The following is a 14,825-nucleotide window of genomic DNA, read 5'->3' as shown; positions in this document are numbered from 1 at the left end:
CCGGCACCCGCCGGCGGGGGAACCGCACAGGAAGGGAGAGACGCATGGCCGAGCCCCTCGGGGTGCTGGTGCCCGACGAGCTGGGGGAGGCGATGGTCCGCGCGGCCGACGGGCTCACCCCCGTCCGGTACGCGCTCGGCGAGCCGCTGCCGCCGCCGGCCGCGACCGCGGGGGTCCTCGTCCCCGGCCGGGGACCGGTCGATCACCACCTCGACCTGATGGCGGGGCTGCCGGACCTGCGGCTCGTCCAACTGCTTTACGTGGGCGTCGAGTTGTGGAGCGGCCGGCTGCCCGGGCACATCCTGCTGTCGAACGCCCGCGGCGCGCAGGCGGCCTCCACCGCGGAGTGGGCGCTCGCGGCGCTGCTCGCCGTGCTGCGCGAGTTTCCAGCGGCCGCCGCCGCGCAGGCGTCCGGCGTCTGGGGCCGTGTGCCCGCCGGCGAGACGCTGTCGGGTAAGCGGGTGCTGGTCGTCGGCGCCGGCGCCATCGGCCGCGAACTGCGGGTGCGCCTGGCGGCCTGCGGGGCGATCGCCACCCTGGTCGGCCGGACGGCCCGGCCGGGGGTGCACGGCACCGGCGAACTGCCCGGGCTGCTGCCCGCGCACGACGCCGTGGTGCTGGCGGTCCCCCTCGACAAGCGCACCCGGGGCATGGCCGACGCGCGGTTCCTCGATCTGCTGCCGCCCGGCGCGATCGTGGTGAACGCCGCCAGGGGGGCGGTCGTCGACACCGACGCCCTGGTCGACCGGCTGCGCCGGGGCCGTCTGCGGGCCGCTCTGGACGTCACCGACCCCGAGCCACTCCCGCCGGGACACCCCCTGTGGTCGGTCCCCGGTGTGCTCATCACCCCGCACATCGCCGGCGGCGCCGGGGACCACGAACGCCGCGCCTGGTCCGTCGCCGTGGACCAGATCACCCAGTTCGCGCGCGGAGGCCGGCCCGGCAACGTCGTCCACCCGGCGGGCTGACACGCCGCGGCCCGGGCTCCGTCGGACCCCGGGCCGGTGCGGTCGGGTGAAGCCTTCGGTGCCGGACCGCACGCCGCTATCGCCGCCGGCGGACGGCCCGCGTCGCCGGCCGTCCGAGGTGACCGCACCGTCCGCACCGGTGTGCGGTGCCGGGGCGTGCCGCTGCCGCCGTGGTCAGCGGGTCAGGTGGGCGAAGACGACCGTGTTGCCGTCGTACGCGCGGGTGCGGGCGTTCCAGTCCGAGCAGGTGATGAGGCGGAGTTCGGGGTCGGGGGTGTTGCCGTAGACGTCGGGGGTGGGGAAGGACTTCTTGTCGTAGGAGTGGACGGCGTCGACGGTGAAGACGGCGGTGATGTGGTCGGCGCGGGTGACCCGGATCTGCTCGTGGGGTTTCATCGCGCCGAGGCGGTAGAAGACCGCGGGGCCGGTGGCGTAGGAGTCGACGTGGCCGAGGATGACCGCCGGGCCGGGGCGGCCGGGGGTGGGTGAGCCGTGGAACCAGCCGGCCTGGAGTGGTTTGCCGGGGACCTGGAGGCTGCCGTCCTTGTTGAGGCCGAGGTCCAGCAGGGCCGTGTGGACGCCGATCGCCGGGATGTCGAGGGTGGTCGGCCGGGAGGCGGGCAGCGCCGTGACGCCGGCGGCGCTCGCGGACGCGGAGGGCGCGGCGGTCCGGCCGGCCGACGGCGCGGGCACCGGCGCACCGGCCGCGTGCGACGGCCGGCCGGCGGCGGCGCGGGACGGCTGCGGCGGCGGCGTGCCGGAGCGGCCGGTGCCGGCCAGGACGGCGGTGACGCCTGCGGCGACGCAGGCCACCGCGAGCACGAGGAGGATGACCGTCGTGCGTCGCGAGTGGCCCGCGTGCAGTGCGGAGTCCGTCATCGGGTGGCGGTGCTCCGGCGGCGCAGGGCGTAGCCGCCGGCGCCGAGGCCGATCAGCGCGGCGGCGCTGCCGCCCGCGATCATGCCGCTGTCGGCGGGGCGGCCCTGGGTGGCGCCGTCGCCGGTGTCCGCGCCGCCGGCGGGCATCGAGGACATCTGCGCGGTGGTGAACGCACCGCACAGGGCCGGGTCGGTGGCCTCGGCGGGCAGGGACTTGTCGAGTTCGCTGGCGCCCAGCACGCTGTCGTACTTGCCGTTGCCGTTGTAGTCGATGCCGTGGACGACCAGAACGGCCTTGCCGGACTTGAGGTTGGCGGCGACGTCGTCGCTGACCTCCAGGGTGCGGCTGTAGTTGATCCGGGAGCCGGCCGGGAACCGCTTGACGTCGAGCGCGCTCTTGGCGCTGCTGTCGCCGCTGGTGGTGAGCGACGTGCCGATCATGCCGTAGTCCTTCATGGCGTCGGCCACGTCGGTGGAGCTGTGCCCGTTGTGGTCCTTGGCCTCCGACGGCTTGGGGCACACCCCGGCCCCGTCGACGTGGATGTGCATCGCGTGCGGGGACGCGCCGCCGACGAGGCCGGCGGCGGTGACGGTGATCTTCGCGGTGTTGCCGGACAGCTGGAGCATCGCCTTGCCGCTGCCGGTCACGTGGTTGGCGGTGACCGGGTTGAGCGTCGCCTGGTAGGTGGTCCACGGGACGGTCGTGTCGGACGGCGCCGCCCACGCCGTCGCCGGCAGGGCCAGGGGTGCGGCCGCCACCGCTGTGGCCGCGAGAATCCGTACGGGGAGGGAACGCATGCTGGTCCGCCCTTCGCTCACGTGTACCGCGGGGCCGGCCGGCGGCCGGCTCAACAGCAGGAGGGGGAGTCTCCGCCGGGTATTCGGACCGGGCACCTGTTCGGATGGGTGCGGGATTCCCATCCGTGCGGGAACCGGTCCGCACGGCGCCTCCTCCGTACGGTCGTCCACCCTGACGGCAACCGATCCGCACGGCCTGGGTCGAGGCTCCCAATACGTGCGGGAACGGGTCCGCACGGCGTCTCCTCCGTAGGCTCCTCCCCCGGCAACCGATCCGCCTCACCTGGATGAAGACACCCCAACACGTACGGGAACCGGTCCGCACCGCGCCCCATCCGTAGGGTCGTCCACCCCACGGCAACCGATCCGCACCGCGACCAATCCGCCTCGCCTCCGGTGCCGAAGGTCCTCGTGAGTGCCCGTCGGTCGGCGGGCACCGTGAGTGCTCGTCGACCGGCGGGTGCGCGGAGAGATGGGGCGTGATGGCCACGGATCACATCGACACCCGGCTGCTGGAAGAACTTACCGAGCAGTCCCAGGACCTCAACAGCGACGCCGTACGGATCACCACCGGGGCCCTGGGGGACTTCACCGAGGTCAGCCAGGAGCAGAGGCAGTCGCGCCGCTGGTGGCAGCGGGGCGGGGCGGTGGCCGGAGTGGCGGGTGCCGCCGCCGTGCTGACGCAGCTGCGGGCCACGGCGGCCACGTCGAGCAACGACGTCATGGCGTTGCAGACGGCGGCGTCGATCGAGAACCTGGCGATCAGCGTCTACCGGACCGCTGCCGGGCTGCCGTTCATCAAGGACGGCAACAAGACGATCGCGGCGTTCATCGCCAAGACCACCACGCAGCACCAGGCGCACGCGAAGGCGTTCAACGCCGCCGCGACCCAGGCCGGCGGGAAGGCGCAGACCGCCCCGGACGCCAAGTACGCCGCCGTGGTGCAAAAGGCCCTGCCGAAGATCAAGACCCCCGCGGACGTGGTGCAGTTGGCCATCACGCTGGAGGACGTCGCGGCCCAGACCTACGCCAAGAACGTCGCGCAGGTCAGCAGCACGCAGTTGCGCCGGCTGTTCGCCTCCGTAGCGCCCGTCGAGGCGCAGCACCGCGCGACGCTGCTCGCCGTGCAGGCACTGCTCGCCGGAAGCCTGGGCGACCTGGTCGCCATCCCGACGAACGCGGCGAAGCTGCCGTCGGCCGCGGGCAGTGTCGGGTTCCCCGCCGCGTTCTACCCGACCAGGAGCGCTTCGCCGATCACCGAGGGGGCCGTGAAGTGACCGCGACACGCGACGAGTGGGACCTGCCGATCAGCGAGGCGCAGCTCACCCGCCTGACCCGGGACATGGAAGCCGCCCACCGCGAGACGCTGCCCGTCATGCGGGCCGGTGCGGTGGACCTGGCCGCGGAGATCCGCGACCGCGCCGCGGTCGGCGACGGCGGGCCGCGGAACGCGGGCCGGCGCCGGTTCCTGATCGGCGCCGGCGCCGCGGCCACCGCTCTCGCCCTGGCCGCCTGCTCCGGCAAGGACACCTCCTCGGCCAAGTCCTCGGCCACGCCGTCCGGTTCGGCGTCGGCGGCGTCCAGCCCCTACACCGGGGACCTGAAGGTCGTCGCCCTGGCGGTGGCCCTGGAGAACCAGGCGGTCGGCGCCTACCAGGCCGCCCTGGGCGCGGCGAAGGCCGGCAAGCTCGGCACGGTGCCCCCGGCGGTCGCCACCTTCGTCACCACCGCCATGGCCCAGCACACCGACCACGCCAAGGCGTGGAACGCGGTGCTGACCGGCGCCGGCAAGTCCGCGATCACCGGCGTGCCGCTCTCCAACCAGGCGGCCACCACCGCCGCCCTGGGCAAGGCCGCCAGCGTCGGCGACGTGGCCAAGCTCGCCCTGGAACTGGAGGACCAGGCCGCGCAGACCTACCTCTTCGCGACCTACAACGTCACCAGTGCGGCCGGCATCGCCACCGCCGCCTCCATCGCCCCGGTCGAGGCCATGCACGCCGCCATCCTCAACTTCGTCCTCGGCCAGTACCCGGTGCCGGACGACTTCCTGCCCACCGACAAGGCCGCCAATCCGGCCCTGCTGACGGTCTGAACCCCGCGTCCGGGGACGGCCCCTCCCTGCGACGGGCCGTCCCCGGACACCTCTCCCCCTGCGAGGCCGGCATTGACCACCACACACAGCACCCGAACTCCCCTTTCGGCCCGCCGCCGTTACGTGGCCGGCGTCGCCCTGACCGGCGCGCTCATCGCCCTGACCGGCTGCTCCGGCTCCGGCGGCGGCTCCGGGGCCACCCCGACGCCGTCCGCCAGCACCGCGCCGCACTCCGGCGCGGGTGCGGGCGCGGGCGCGTCCACCATCGTCATCGGCAACTTCGCCTTCAGCCCGGCCAGGTTGACCGTGCAACCCGGCGCCACCGTCACGGTGAAGAACAACGACTCCACACCCCACACGGTGACCAGCGACGGAGCCAGGCTCTTCGACACGGGCAACATCGCCCCCGGCAAGTCGGCGACCTTCAAGGCCCCTTCCAAAGCCGGGAGTTACAGCTACATCTGCTCGATCCACCAGTTCATGAAGGGCAGTCTCACCGTCAGCTGACACCGGGCTGCGCCCGCCGGGTCCCGGACACGGCCGTACGTGCCACGTCCACGAAGGAGAAGGCATGCCGATGGCCGAACAGCGTTTCCCCAGTGCCTTCATCCTCCACAGCGCCGCCCGGCTCCTGACCGCGGCCGGCCTGGCGGTGGACGCCTACGTCCACGCCAAGCTCGCCGACCAGTACGACGCGGTCATCGCGACCATCGGCCAGGGCATGCTCTTCCGGGTCGAGGCGGGGCTCGCCTGCCTCGCCGCACTTCTGGTCCTCGTCCGGCCCAACCGGCTCACCGGCTCCTTCGCCTGGCTCGTCGCCGCGGGCGGCCTGGCGGCGATCCTGCTCTACCGCTACATCGACGTCGGCGCCCTCGGTCCGCTGCCCGACATGTACGAGCCGATCTGGTCCACCGACAAGGTGATCAGCGCCGTCGCCCAAGTCGTGTCGGTCGCCGCCGCCTCCTACCTGCTGATCACCCGAAGGCCGCCCCGCCGCGCCCGGGCCGGCACCGTGCGGGACGCGCCGTGACCGCGTTGGGTCCTGTTGCGGCGGCCGGGTCGATGTTCCCTCGTACGGACGGGCTTCAGCGTGATGTGCGACTCAGCGGCGCCCGCTGAGGCCGAGTTCGCCGGCGGTGGCGACGGCGGCGATGCGTGAGTCGACGCCGCGCCCTCGGGGCCGGCGGAGTGGGGGCGACGGCGAAGCGACGGGCGGCCTCGGCGAGGTTGCCGACGGCGGCAGTCTCGCCGGAACGCCTGCCTCGCCCCGGCCGTACCCGCTACGACCACGTGGTGGATGGTCCGGCGCGGACTCAGACGGCGTCGGCACACAGGAGCTTGTCGGTGGAGGTCACCGTCGCCCCGGCGGCGTCGGTGACGGTCATCACGAAGGTGGCCTTCCCGCCGGCGCAGAAGAAGTCCGGGATGGTCAGCGCCTGGTCGTCGTAGACGCCCTGTTTGGTGGCGGCCGTCCAGTCCACCGTGTACGGCGCCGTACCGCCCGAGGGCTGAGTGGCGCAGATGACGTAGCCGCCCCACTGGTCGAGCGGTGTGTCGATGCAGGCGGCCCTGGCCTTCAGCGGCTTGGACGTGGGCCCCGGTGCCGGCGCGGCGCACCGCAGCGTGGTGCGCCTGGTCACCGTGGCCCCGGTGGCGTCGGTGATGGTGACGCTCTCGGTGACCGATGTCCCCGTGCACTCGTCGCTGAACTGGGTGTTGTACTCGCCGCTGGCGTCGCCGTTCCAGGAGTAGGCGTACGGCCCGGTGCCGCCGTGGGGCTCCGCCGCGCACTCGAGGACGTTCTGGTAGCCCTCCAGCGAGCAGGCCAGCCTGGTCCTCAGCCCGACCGGGGCCGCCTGGGCGGTGGGCACCGTGATGAGCACGGCGGAGGCGGTGAGCCCCAGGGTGGCGAGGGCGATGACGGGACGACGCATGGAGATCCTCTCGGACGCGGGGAACCGCTACGCGGACCATCGTCCGACCGCCGGGGCCGCATCGCGTCCGTTTTCCGGTGGATCGTCCGGAACTCGCCCCACCACTTGCCGGAGCGCTCCGTTCCGTCCCGCTCCGGACCGTTCCCACCGCCCCGGGGGCTCTGTGCGGGGCCCCTCCCCACCGGCGCCGAACGCGCCCGGGCCGCCGACCATCCAGCAGTGCTGCCTGCCACGTTCGGCGGGGGCTGCGTCGCGCCCGGGGCCGTGGCCGGGCAACGCCAGCGGGCGGCCGGTGTGGTCAACCGCACCGCTCGTCGCGGAGGAGTTCGGCGAGGTTGGTGGCGCCGGCGGATTCGATGAGGTGGGCGTCGCCGGGGGTCAGGCCGGACGGAGCCGGGGTCTCGGCGTGGATGCGGTGGAGGACGGTGGGGTCGCCGCAGGCTGCGGTGACGTCGGCGAGGGCGAGGCCGGCCAGGCGCTTGACCTGGGCGGGGTCGGCGTCGACGCGCAGGACGGTTTCCGCGATCAGTCGCAGCACGCCTCGGACGACGAAGGTGAAGCACTGGGTCCCGGTGACGAAGTCAACACGCCACTTACGGCCGGCGGCGGTGCGGCGGATGTCCTTGACGGTGGGCAGCAGGACGCTGACGGTCCGGTACGGCACGTGGGCGGTGCGGGCCCGGAAGACGAGCCGGTAATCGGTGAGATACAGCCGCCCGGCGACCACCTCACCGGCTTCCGCCTCGTCGGTGCCCGGCAGCATCCGAGCGTTCCGCCCCAACACCACCCGCTCACCGGGCAACAGGCCCGCCCCCGTCAACCGCCGCGTCCCCCGCGATCCCCGTGATGCCATCAAGGTTCTCCGCTCCTGGTCACTCGTTGGATGGGTGTTCGTGAGCGTCAGGATTCCAGTTCGCGGAGAATTCCACTCCAGGACGAACCGGGGCGGGCCGATGAGCATTGCGGCGGGGACCACCGACTCGTAGGCCGCGGCGGGGCGCCCTGCTCCCCGCGCCCCTCGGGACGCACCGTTTCAACTACCCATCCTGATCCGGGACTTCTGAGACCGGACTGGCTTCCGGCCGTTCACCACGATGCAAGACGTTCCCCGTTGGGTTCGCCGCCGTGTCTGACGCGGGCGTTCAAGACAACCACGTGACGTCAGCGGCCGAGACGCCTCTCCAGGCCAGCGCCTTCGTATGCCGGCACTTCACCGAGGTAACTGCGCGGTCGAGCCGCGCTTCCGTCCGCGTCCGTGCCCCCGTTGTCTTGGTTCCGGGGCGTTGGATATCGCGAACGAACCGTGGCCGAGGTGGGATCCCGGTGCTGTCGTGTCGGTCGCGTGTCGGGAGCCGGGGTCGCTCGTTGGTCCGGGTGCGGGCCGGGATCGGCCGGCCGGATACGAGTACGGGCACCGGGCCGCGGTGCCCGATGGATGGAGGAACACGATGGGCATGGAGACGTCGGGCCGTGGTGGTGCGGGACGCGCGGGCGCCCGGGCCGCGGTGTTCGGTGCGGTGGCCGGCATGGCGTTGCTTCCGGCAGGAGCCGCTCACGCGAGCGTCATCGGGGTGGGGAACGCGGTGTTCGGCAACAGCTGTGCCGGCCAGGACAGCGGTGCGCGGGCCGCGGGCTCCACCGTGGCCGGCAGCGGGGTCACGGGCGGCAACCAGGTCGGCCTGCCGCTGGATCTGCCGCGCAACCACTGCGGCAACAGCGGCATCGTCTGCACCGCGGTGTTCGGGTCCAGCGTGTGAGGCGCGTCGAGAGGGTGACGAAGTGGGAGTGAGCGACGGGGGTTCGGCCGGGTGAAGGTGAGTGCGGTGGCGGGTGCGCGGGTGGCGGAACAGGCGGTGGGCGAGTTGCTGGCCCTGAGCGGGCGGGCGCTGCCCCTGCTGAGAGCGTGGGTGTCCCGTGATCCGGCCTGTGGTGTGGCGCGGGCGCTGCTGACCCTGGCGACCGGCGACCGGCTGGGTGACGCCGTGCTCAAGGAGCAGTTGGTGATCGCGCACCGGGACGCGCTGGCAGCCGGTGAACGTGAGGCGAGCCTCGCGTACGCGGTCTTCCTGCACACCCACCGGCAGTACCGGCTGACGGCCGACCACCTGGTGGGCCACTTCGCCCGCTGGCCCGCCGACGAGATGGCCGGGCTCATGGTGGGCGCCTTCTCCGCCTGCGGCGACCCCGCCTACCGCACGCAGGGCGACGACCTGGTGGAGCGGCAGGCGGCGACGGCCGGGCCGGACAACTGGCCCTGGACGGCCTGGCTGGCCGCGACCCGGGCGGAGCAGGGCCGGGTACGGGAGGCGCACGGGCTGGCCGAGCGGGCCCTGGCCCTGCACCCCCGCTCGGGCGTGGCCGCGCACGCCCTCGCCCACGCCGAACACGAACTCGGGACCGGCCCCGGCGCGATCGGCTTCCTGGACCAGTGGCTCTCGGCGGACCCGCAGGCGGTGCAGACGCGGCACCTGAACTGGCACGCGGCCCTTCAGTCCATCGCCTGCGGCGACTTCTCCGACGCCCGCCGGCGGGCGGACACGGCACTGGCACGCACCGATGTCGGAATGCGCGCCGCGACGAACTGGCGCCTGCTGCTGGCCGGACAGGAACCCGCCGGCCGCAGCGACCCGGCGCAGGTACGCGAACTGCTGGCCGCGCCGGGCGGGATGGCGGAGATCTTCCACACCTTCAACCTCGCCCTCGCGCTGGCCGTGGAGGCCGCCACCGACGACCTGCACGCCCTGGCCCGCACCGCGGACGCCGACGACCGCACCGACTACCGTGAGGTTCTCGCCCCCGTCGTGCGGGCGCTGGCGGAAGTCACCGCGGGACGCCCCCGCGCGGCAGTCGGCCTGCTGACCGCGCTGGGCGAGCAGGCGGAACGGATCGGCGGCGTACGGGTGGAGCGGGAGATCATCCAGGACACCCTCGCCCGTGCCCTCGCCGACGCCGGCGAACCCGCCCGCGCCGCCGGTCTGCTCCGCCACCGCACCACCACCCGCCACCACCACACCTACGAGAACCTTCTCCTCGCGCCGCATCCCCTGGTCACCACGGCCGTGTCCAGCTGACTCCTGGGCCGGGCCCGGCGGATCTTGGCGGGATCGCGACGTCCAACACGGAACGCGACAGGGGCGAGTACAGCCGCGGCGCGGTGAACCGTACGTGAAATCCGTGGGCGTGGGCACACGATCGGAAGCCGCGTTCCACCGGACCGCGGTGGTCCGGCGCTGCGACGGTGCCGGGCCGGACCACCGCCGAGGTCACCCGCATTGCGAGGAGTCCCACCATGAGCGATCAGCTCCATGTGGCCACCGTCGAACGTCACGACGACCTGGCCGTCGTCGAAGTCTCCGGACAGCTCGACATCGACACCGCCTCGCTGTTGTACCAGCGGGTCACCCGCGCCATGGCGGAGTCCCCCCGCCAGGTCCTGGATCTCGCGGGGGTCTCCTTCTGCGATTCCACCGGCTTCAACGCCCTGCTGCGCCTGCACCGCCGCGCTGTTGAGGCCGGCGGCCGACTCGCGCTGGCCGCCATGCCGTACCAGATCGGCCGGCTTCTCGCCCTCACCGGCACGCAGGAGGTCTTCAACGTCTACGACAGCCGGGCCGAGGCGGTCGCCGCCGCGGTCACGCGCGACGACGGCCGAACCGTCTGACCAACTCGGCCCGTCCGCCTGACGGTTGGTCGGCGGACGGGTGGTCGACAGACGCAGAGGCCGCGGGTGAGGACGAAGTCGTGGCACCCGACGCAGGCACCGGTACCGCACGCGTCGTTACCGCGCGGCACCGATGCCGCACGCATCGTTACCGCGCGTCTCACAGCGGCAGGCGCTCCCTCGCCGCACGCAGCAGCACGCCCGCGCCCTGCTGCGAGGGGCGCTGCTGTTCGCCCTGGAGAGCACCGAGGACGACCAGGCCGGCAGTCAGACCGGGAACGATCCACTGCATGACGGACAACTGCCGCCGGGCTTGGGTGAAGTCGACGGGCATCTGGGCGGCGGTCTCCTGGTCCTCGGGGTCGTCGGAGGAGACCAGGTCCACCTTCTTGCCCAGAGCCCGGGTGTAGACGGTCGCCGCGAGAGCAGCGGCGGTCAGCGCCACCTTCGCCGCGGAGGAGACCCCGACCCCCGCCTGGTTCTTGACCCGGTCGCTGTTGGCTGCGAGCAGGCCACTGGCACCGATGAGGTGGGCACCGACCGCCACAGCGCCGATCGGCGCCCACTTCGACCAGCCGATACCGGCCATCCGCGCCGTGCTCAGCTCGGTCCGCCCCTCCTGCGCGGCGACGCCGTTCACTCCGACGGCTCCCATCAACGAACCGCCCAACCACGCGGCGAGACCCAGGTCATGCATGCTGCGCAGAGCCGTATTGCGTTCCGACATATCGGTCCTTTCGAAGACGGAGCAAGCTCGGGGGACCCGCTCAGCTTCCGTCGCGGCAGCCATCCCCGCGAGGGGAGACCCCCCGAATGGGTGACACCCCCCGGTCGGCAGATCGGCCCGTTCAGCGCCCCCGAACGCGGTCGGCGAACGCTCTGACCTGCGGCGATCGTTTCACCGTAGGGGCTGACGAGGTCTCGGCGGGGCGGGCGTCACCGTGCGCCGCCGACCCCGGGAGCAGCGGGCCCGGGAGCAGCGGGCCGGCCGCCGAACACCGGCGCCGGCATGAGCGCCTGGTGGCGATCCCGTTCGACCAACTGCTCGAACGCCTGCGGGAATCGCTCGACCAACTGCTGCGTACCGCCGAAGCCGACGCGCCCGGATGAGCCTGACCGCCCCACGTACTGCGCCGCTCCCCTCCCTGGCGGGCCACGGGTTGTCGCCGGCGTGCGAGGTGCGGGACTTCCCTTCCGTCGATCCGTCATCGACTTTCTTCATGGAAACTAGATTCCAGAAGGAGTTCAAATGCGCGATGTGGCAGGAGATCCGGCGGCGCTGGAGCGGCTGCGGGTGCAGCGGAGCCGGCTGGCGGACCGGATGCGGCCGCCGTGGTGGTACATGTCCGGTTTCGCTGTCGTGTGGTCACTGATCTTCGCTTGCCCCTTCAGCGCACGGTTCCTTCCCCAGGGGGTACGCATCTGGCCCGTCCTGGTCGCCGCATTGGCGGTGATCTGCCTGCTGCAATGGGGCCTGGCCCGGGCCACCGGCATAGCAGTGGCCACCCGGAGCCTGCGTGACCGCTCGGGCCGTCCCGCAGCGATCGCTACGATCGGGCTGAGCATCGCCGCTCTGGCGGCCGAAGCCTTCCTGATCGACCGGAGCCTCCTCGTGGCCGCGATCGCCGTCGCGGCCCTCGCGGTCGTGGCGGAGCTGATCGGCCTGCGGACCCGGCTGCGGGCCATCCGCCGGACCCTGCGAACCGGAGGAGGGACGGCGTGACCGCAAAGCCGGACCCGCTCATTCACCCGATCACCCGATTGTCGATCTGCGGACTGCTGGCGGCCGGCGCGGACTGGATCGAGTTCGCGGCGCTGCGTGACGCGGCCGGGATCAGCGATTCGGTGCTGTCGAAGCAGTCCCGCGTACTCGAGGACGCCGGGTACGTGGACGTCCGCAAGGGTGCGGTCGGCCGGCGGCCGCGCACCTGGTTCCGGCTCACCGCGGAAGGCCGCCGGGCGGTGGAGGGCCATCTGGCCTGGCTGGCCCAGCTGGAGGAGGCGTTCTCCGCCGGCGCCCGGGACGAGCAGCAGGCAGACCCCCCTCTCCCCGGCGACCGCGACCAGCCACACCGCGTACTGCGGCAACTGTGGGACAGCGGCTGAGCGGCCGAGTCGACTCCGCGGTCAGCCGGCATCAGCGCCAACACGCCCGTTCGGCACCCGATGCCGGCATCCTCCGTGCCCTGGGCTCTTCCACGATCGCCGCCTGCGCGTCCAGGTCAGCCGGCATCAGCGCCAACCTCCCGTTCCACACCCACCGTCGAGCACCCTCCGCCCCTGGGCTCTTCCGGCGAACGTTGGCGTCGGCGCCGGTCCGCGACTCCCGGCATGCCGTGTGCCGGTGGGCTGGTGAGCCGGTAGGCCGGCGGCCGGACAACCGCCGTTCCGAGCGCGGACGCGGGTCGGCGCGAAGCCCCATGACCGCACCGTCGGCGTGCCGTTACCGCCAGCCGTGGAGCAGGAGGTCGAAGACCGTGTCCACCACCGCGCGGGGGTCGGGCCGGCCCTTGGTCAAGGTGGGCACTTCCAGGACGAACCGCGCGAGTGCCGCGCAGGCGAGATCGTCCGCCTCCCGGCCGAGTTCCGCCGCGATCGCGGTGGCGAGCGCCCCCGCGTGTCGCATCCACATGCGTTCCGCGTACTCGCGGAGCGCGGGCGTGCGGTTCGCCAGCTCGGTGAGCTGACGCAGGCGGGGGTCCGAGGCGATCGGCACCCAGGACTTCAGCGCGTGGGCGCGGAGCGCCTCGATCACGCTCTGGCCCTCGGGGCGTTCGCGGACGGCGGCGATCAGCTCCGCCTCGACTTCCTCGTCGCGGTCGAAGACCAGCGCCTCCTTGCCCGGGAAGTGCGCGAAGAGAGTCGTGGTCGACACATCGGCCTTCTCGGCGATGTCACGGACGCTCACTTGCTCGAAACCCTGCGCCAGGAAGAGCTCCAGGGCGGCGTCGGCGATGGCCTGCCTCGTGGCGGCCTTCTTGCGCTCGCGGCGGCCGACGGGCGGTGAGTCGGGCATGGCGGCATCGTACCGCAAACTGGAGCGAGGCAGAAACTGCAATGGTTGCAGTTATTGACTCGTTCCTGCTTTAGTGGAGACCGCAGGGGTCGCCGCCGTGCAGTGCGCGGCACCGGCCGTCGTCGACGCCGTCGCGCCACCGGGAACCCCACCGACGAAAGGAACCCCCGTGGACTCTCCTCCGCCCGCAAGAGCGCGGATCAGCATCATCGGCGCCGGCCCCGGAGGCCTCACGTGCGCACGCATCCTGCGGCGGCACGGGATCGCGGCGACCGTGTACGACCGCGATACGGACGCGGACTCCCGCAACCAGGGAGGATCGCTCGACCTGCACGAGGACGACGGCCAGCTCGCACTGCGTGAGGCCGGCCTGCTGGAGGAGTTCTTCGCGCTCGCCCGGTGCGAAGGGCAGGAAACGCGCCGGCTGGACCGGGCGGGGAGGCTGCTCGCCCACCATCTGCCGGACGAGGGCGCGACGGACAGCCCCGAGATCGACCGCGGGCAGCTCCGCGACCTGCTGCTGCGCTCGCTCGCCGGGGGAACGGTGCGGTGGGGACGCGCACTGGTGTCGGTGAGCGGACCGGCCGACGGGCCGCGGACGCTGACGTTCACCGACGGGACGACCGTGGAGACCGATCTCGTGATCGGCGCGGACGGCGCCTTCTCCCGCGTCCGTGCCGCCGTGTCCCCCGCGACGCCCCGCTACACCGGGGTCGGCTTCCTTGAGGCATGGTTCGACGACATCGAGCGCGCGCACCCCGAAGTCTCCGCGCTCGTCGGCAACGGCAGCCTCCATGCCGCCGACGGCGAGCGCGGCCTGTTCGCGCAGCGGAACAGCGGCGGCCACCTGCGTGTCTACTTCATGCGGCGCGTCCCGGTGGACTGGGCGGACGCGACCGGGCTTCGGCTCGAAGACACCGGGGGCGTCCGCGCGCAGCTCCTCGGCGAGTACGCGCACTGGTCACCGCGCCTGCTCCGGCTGATCACCGACAACGACGGCGCCTACGTCGACCGCCCGCTCTTCGCCCTGCCGGCACCGCACACCTGGCGGCACTCGCCCGGCGTGACGCTCCTCGGCGACGCCGCACACCTCATGCCGCCGCTCGGCGTGGGCGTCAACCTCGCCATGCTCGACGCCTGCGAACTCGCCCTCGCACTCGCCCACTCCCCCACCATCGACGACGCCGTGCAGCGCTACGAGACGTCGATGATCCCCCGCTCCGGCCACTTCGCCCAACTGCTCGAAGGCGGCGCCGAGCATCTGCTGTCCGTCCCCGGCTTCGACGACGTCCAGCGGTCCGGCCCGGCCCAGCGGTGACGCGAGCGGTTCGCCCTGCGGGACGTACCGCGCCGGACGCGCCACCGGCGACCGACGCCGCCGCGCGCCACACCGGCCACACCTCCGCGAGCCACACATCCGCGGGCGCGAGCCACTCCTCCGCGGGCGCAGGCCGCAGGCCGCCATGGATACGGGCCGG

Annotated in this window: 17 protein-coding genes; 11 read left to right on the top strand and 6 right to left on the bottom strand. The window is 73.0% G+C overall.

Annotated features, from left to right (window positions below; genetic code table 11):
• Positions 1 to 44: 44 nt before the first annotated feature.
• The gene (locus POF43_RS01290; RefSeq protein WP_271321864.1) at positions 45 to 968 is read left to right on the top strand and encodes an NAD(P)-dependent oxidoreductase; all 924 of its coding nucleotides are present in this window, start codon (positions 45 to 47) and stop codon (positions 966 to 968) included.
• A gap of 174 nt (positions 969 to 1,142) precedes the next feature.
• Here POF43_RS01290 and POF43_RS01285 read toward each other — a convergent pair whose 3' ends face one another.
• Together POF43_RS01285 and POF43_RS01280 are read right to left on the bottom strand one after the other, a co-directional pair.
• Positions 1,143 to 1,847 (bottom strand): class F sortase, encoded by a 705-nt coding sequence (locus POF43_RS01285; RefSeq protein WP_271321865.1) that lies wholly within the window; start codon positions 1,845 to 1,847, stop codon positions 1,143 to 1,145.
• Complete coding sequence (locus POF43_RS01280) at positions 1,844 to 2,644, bottom strand: GVDTG sorting domain-containing protein (protein WP_271316924.1); 801 nt, start codon at positions 2,642 to 2,644, stop codon at positions 1,844 to 1,846. Before POF43_RS01280 ends, POF43_RS01285 begins: the two co-directional genes overlap by 4 nt.
• Positions 2,645 to 3,126: 482 nt before the next feature.
• On the opposite strand from POF43_RS01280, the gene POF43_RS01275 reads away from it, so the two are divergent.
• From POF43_RS01275 to POF43_RS01260, 4 genes are all read left to right on the top strand, one after another.
• Positions 3,127 to 3,921, top strand: coding sequence for a ferritin-like domain-containing protein (locus tag POF43_RS01275; protein ID WP_271321866.1), 795 nt, complete (start codon positions 3,127 to 3,129; stop codon positions 3,919 to 3,921).
• On the top strand, positions 3,918 to 4,736 hold the full coding sequence (locus POF43_RS01270) for a ferritin-like domain-containing protein (RefSeq protein ID WP_271321867.1): 819 nt from the start codon (positions 3,918 to 3,920) through the stop codon (positions 4,734 to 4,736). Before POF43_RS01275 ends, POF43_RS01270 begins: the two co-directional genes overlap by 4 nt.
• A 72-nt stretch (positions 4,737 to 4,808) precedes the next feature.
• Entirely contained in the window at positions 4,809 to 5,243 is a 435-nt protein-coding gene (locus POF43_RS01265; protein ID WP_271316922.1) for a cupredoxin domain-containing protein, read from the top strand.
• 64 nt (positions 5,244 to 5,307) lie between these two features.
• Positions 5,308 to 5,766, top strand: coding sequence for a hypothetical protein (locus POF43_RS01260; RefSeq protein ID WP_271321868.1), 459 nt, complete (start codon positions 5,308 to 5,310; stop codon positions 5,764 to 5,766).
• A gap of 283 nt (positions 5,767 to 6,049) precedes the next feature.
• On the opposite strand, the gene POF43_RS01255 is transcribed toward POF43_RS01260, so the two are convergent.
• Both POF43_RS01255 and POF43_RS01250 read right to left on the bottom strand, forming a co-directional pair.
• On the bottom strand, positions 6,050 to 6,670 hold the full coding sequence (locus POF43_RS01255) for a hypothetical protein (RefSeq protein WP_271321869.1): 621 nt from the start codon (positions 6,668 to 6,670) through the stop codon (positions 6,050 to 6,052).
• Between the two features lie 298 nt (positions 6,671 to 6,968).
• Positions 6,969 to 7,433 carry a hypothetical protein gene (locus POF43_RS01250; protein ID WP_372515745.1) on the bottom strand — a complete coding sequence of 155 codons (465 nt, stop codon included), beginning with the start codon at positions 7,431 to 7,433 and terminating at the stop codon, positions 6,969 to 6,971.
• A 685-nt stretch (positions 7,434 to 8,118) separates the two neighbouring features.
• Between POF43_RS01250 and POF43_RS01245 the strand changes: the two genes are divergently transcribed.
• The 3 genes from POF43_RS01245 (at position 8,119) to POF43_RS01235 (ending at position 10,331) form a co-directional block, all read left to right on the top strand.
• Positions 8,119 to 8,427 carry a chaplin family protein gene (locus tag POF43_RS01245; RefSeq protein WP_271321871.1) on the top strand — a complete coding sequence of 103 codons (309 nt, stop codon included), beginning with the start codon at positions 8,119 to 8,121 and terminating at the stop codon, positions 8,425 to 8,427.
• 66 nt (positions 8,428 to 8,493) lie between these two features.
• Positions 8,494 to 9,741, top strand: coding sequence for a tetratricopeptide repeat protein (locus tag POF43_RS01240; RefSeq protein WP_271321872.1), 1,248 nt, complete (start codon positions 8,494 to 8,496; stop codon positions 9,739 to 9,741).
• 218 nt (positions 9,742 to 9,959) lie between these two features.
• Positions 9,960 to 10,331 carry an STAS domain-containing protein gene (locus POF43_RS01235; RefSeq protein ID WP_271315980.1) on the top strand — a complete coding sequence of 124 codons (372 nt, stop codon included), beginning with the start codon at positions 9,960 to 9,962 and terminating at the stop codon, positions 10,329 to 10,331.
• A gap of 160 nt (positions 10,332 to 10,491) precedes the next feature.
• Here the strand turns inward: POF43_RS01235 and POF43_RS01230 are convergent, their stop codons facing one another.
• Complete coding sequence (locus POF43_RS01230; RefSeq protein WP_271315979.1) at positions 10,492 to 11,058, bottom strand: hypothetical protein; 567 nt, start codon at positions 11,056 to 11,058, stop codon at positions 10,492 to 10,494.
• Between the two features lie 522 nt (positions 11,059 to 11,580).
• On the opposite strand from POF43_RS01230, the gene POF43_RS01225 reads away from it, so the two are divergent.
• Together POF43_RS01225 and POF43_RS01220 are read left to right on the top strand one after the other, a co-directional pair.
• Positions 11,581 to 12,054 carry a hypothetical protein gene (locus tag POF43_RS01225; RefSeq protein WP_271321873.1) on the top strand — a complete coding sequence of 158 codons (474 nt, stop codon included), beginning with the start codon at positions 11,581 to 11,583 and terminating at the stop codon, positions 12,052 to 12,054.
• Positions 12,051 to 12,437: a winged helix-turn-helix domain-containing protein gene (locus tag POF43_RS01220; RefSeq protein WP_271321874.1), complete on the top strand. Its 387-nt coding sequence runs from the start codon at positions 12,051 to 12,053 to the stop codon at positions 12,435 to 12,437. The genes POF43_RS01225 and POF43_RS01220 overlap by 4 nt, the downstream gene beginning before the upstream one ends.
• A 337-nt stretch (positions 12,438 to 12,774) precedes the next feature.
• Here the strand turns inward: POF43_RS01220 and POF43_RS01215 are convergent, their stop codons facing one another.
• Positions 12,775 to 13,347, bottom strand: coding sequence for a TetR/AcrR family transcriptional regulator (locus POF43_RS01215; RefSeq protein ID WP_271321875.1), 573 nt, complete (start codon positions 13,345 to 13,347; stop codon positions 12,775 to 12,777).
• A gap of 169 nt (positions 13,348 to 13,516) precedes the next feature.
• On the opposite strand from POF43_RS01215, the gene POF43_RS01210 reads away from it, so the two are divergent.
• On the top strand, positions 13,517 to 14,665 hold the full coding sequence (locus POF43_RS01210) for an FAD-dependent oxidoreductase (RefSeq protein WP_271321876.1): 1,149 nt from the start codon (positions 13,517 to 13,519) through the stop codon (positions 14,663 to 14,665).
• The last annotated feature ends 160 nt before the right edge of the window (positions 14,666 to 14,825 follow it).

The organism is Streptantibioticus silvisoli (assembly GCF_027947535.2).
GTDB classification, from domain to species: domain Bacteria; phylum Actinomycetota; class Actinomycetes; order Streptomycetales; family Streptomycetaceae; genus Streptantibioticus_C; species Streptantibioticus_C silvisoli.
This window is presented reverse-complemented; position numbering and strand designations above follow the sequence as displayed.

Excerpts from the sequence above, each read along its gene's own strand:
- POF43_RS01215 (WP_271321875.1), bottom strand. The coding sequence starts at position 13,347 with ATGCCCGACTCACCGCCCGTCGGCCGCCGCGAGCGCAAGAAGGCCGCC.
- POF43_RS01290 (WP_271321864.1), top strand. The coding sequence starts at position 45 with ATGGCCGAGCCCCTCGGGGTGCTGGTGCCCGACGAGCTGGGGGAGGCG.
- POF43_RS01280 (WP_271316924.1), bottom strand. The coding sequence starts at position 2,644 with ATGCGTTCCCTCCCCGTACGGATTCTCGCGGCCACAGCGGTGGCGGCC.
- POF43_RS01255 (WP_271321869.1), bottom strand. The coding sequence starts at position 6,670 with ATGCGTCGTCCCGTCATCGCCCTCGCCACCCTGGGGCTCACCGCCTCC.
- POF43_RS01235 (WP_271315980.1), top strand. The coding sequence starts at position 9,960 with ATGAGCGATCAGCTCCATGTGGCCACCGTCGAACGTCACGACGACCTG.
- POF43_RS01250 (WP_372515745.1), bottom strand. The coding sequence starts at position 7,433 with ATGCTGCCGGGCACCGACGAGGCGGAAGCCGGTGAGGTGGTCGCCGGG.
- POF43_RS01230 (WP_271315979.1), bottom strand. The coding sequence starts at position 11,058 with ATGTCGGAACGCAATACGGCTCTGCGCAGCATGCATGACCTGGGTCTC.
- POF43_RS01245 (WP_271321871.1), top strand. The coding sequence starts at position 8,119 with ATGGGCATGGAGACGTCGGGCCGTGGTGGTGCGGGACGCGCGGGCGCC.
- POF43_RS01285 (WP_271321865.1), bottom strand. The coding sequence starts at position 1,847 with ATGACGGACTCCGCACTGCACGCGGGCCACTCGCGACGCACGACGGTC.
- POF43_RS01260 (WP_271321868.1), top strand. The coding sequence starts at position 5,308 with ATGCCGATGGCCGAACAGCGTTTCCCCAGTGCCTTCATCCTCCACAGC.
- POF43_RS01275 (WP_271321866.1), top strand. The coding sequence starts at position 3,127 with ATGGCCACGGATCACATCGACACCCGGCTGCTGGAAGAACTTACCGAG.
- POF43_RS01225 (WP_271321873.1), top strand. The coding sequence starts at position 11,581 with ATGCGCGATGTGGCAGGAGATCCGGCGGCGCTGGAGCGGCTGCGGGTG.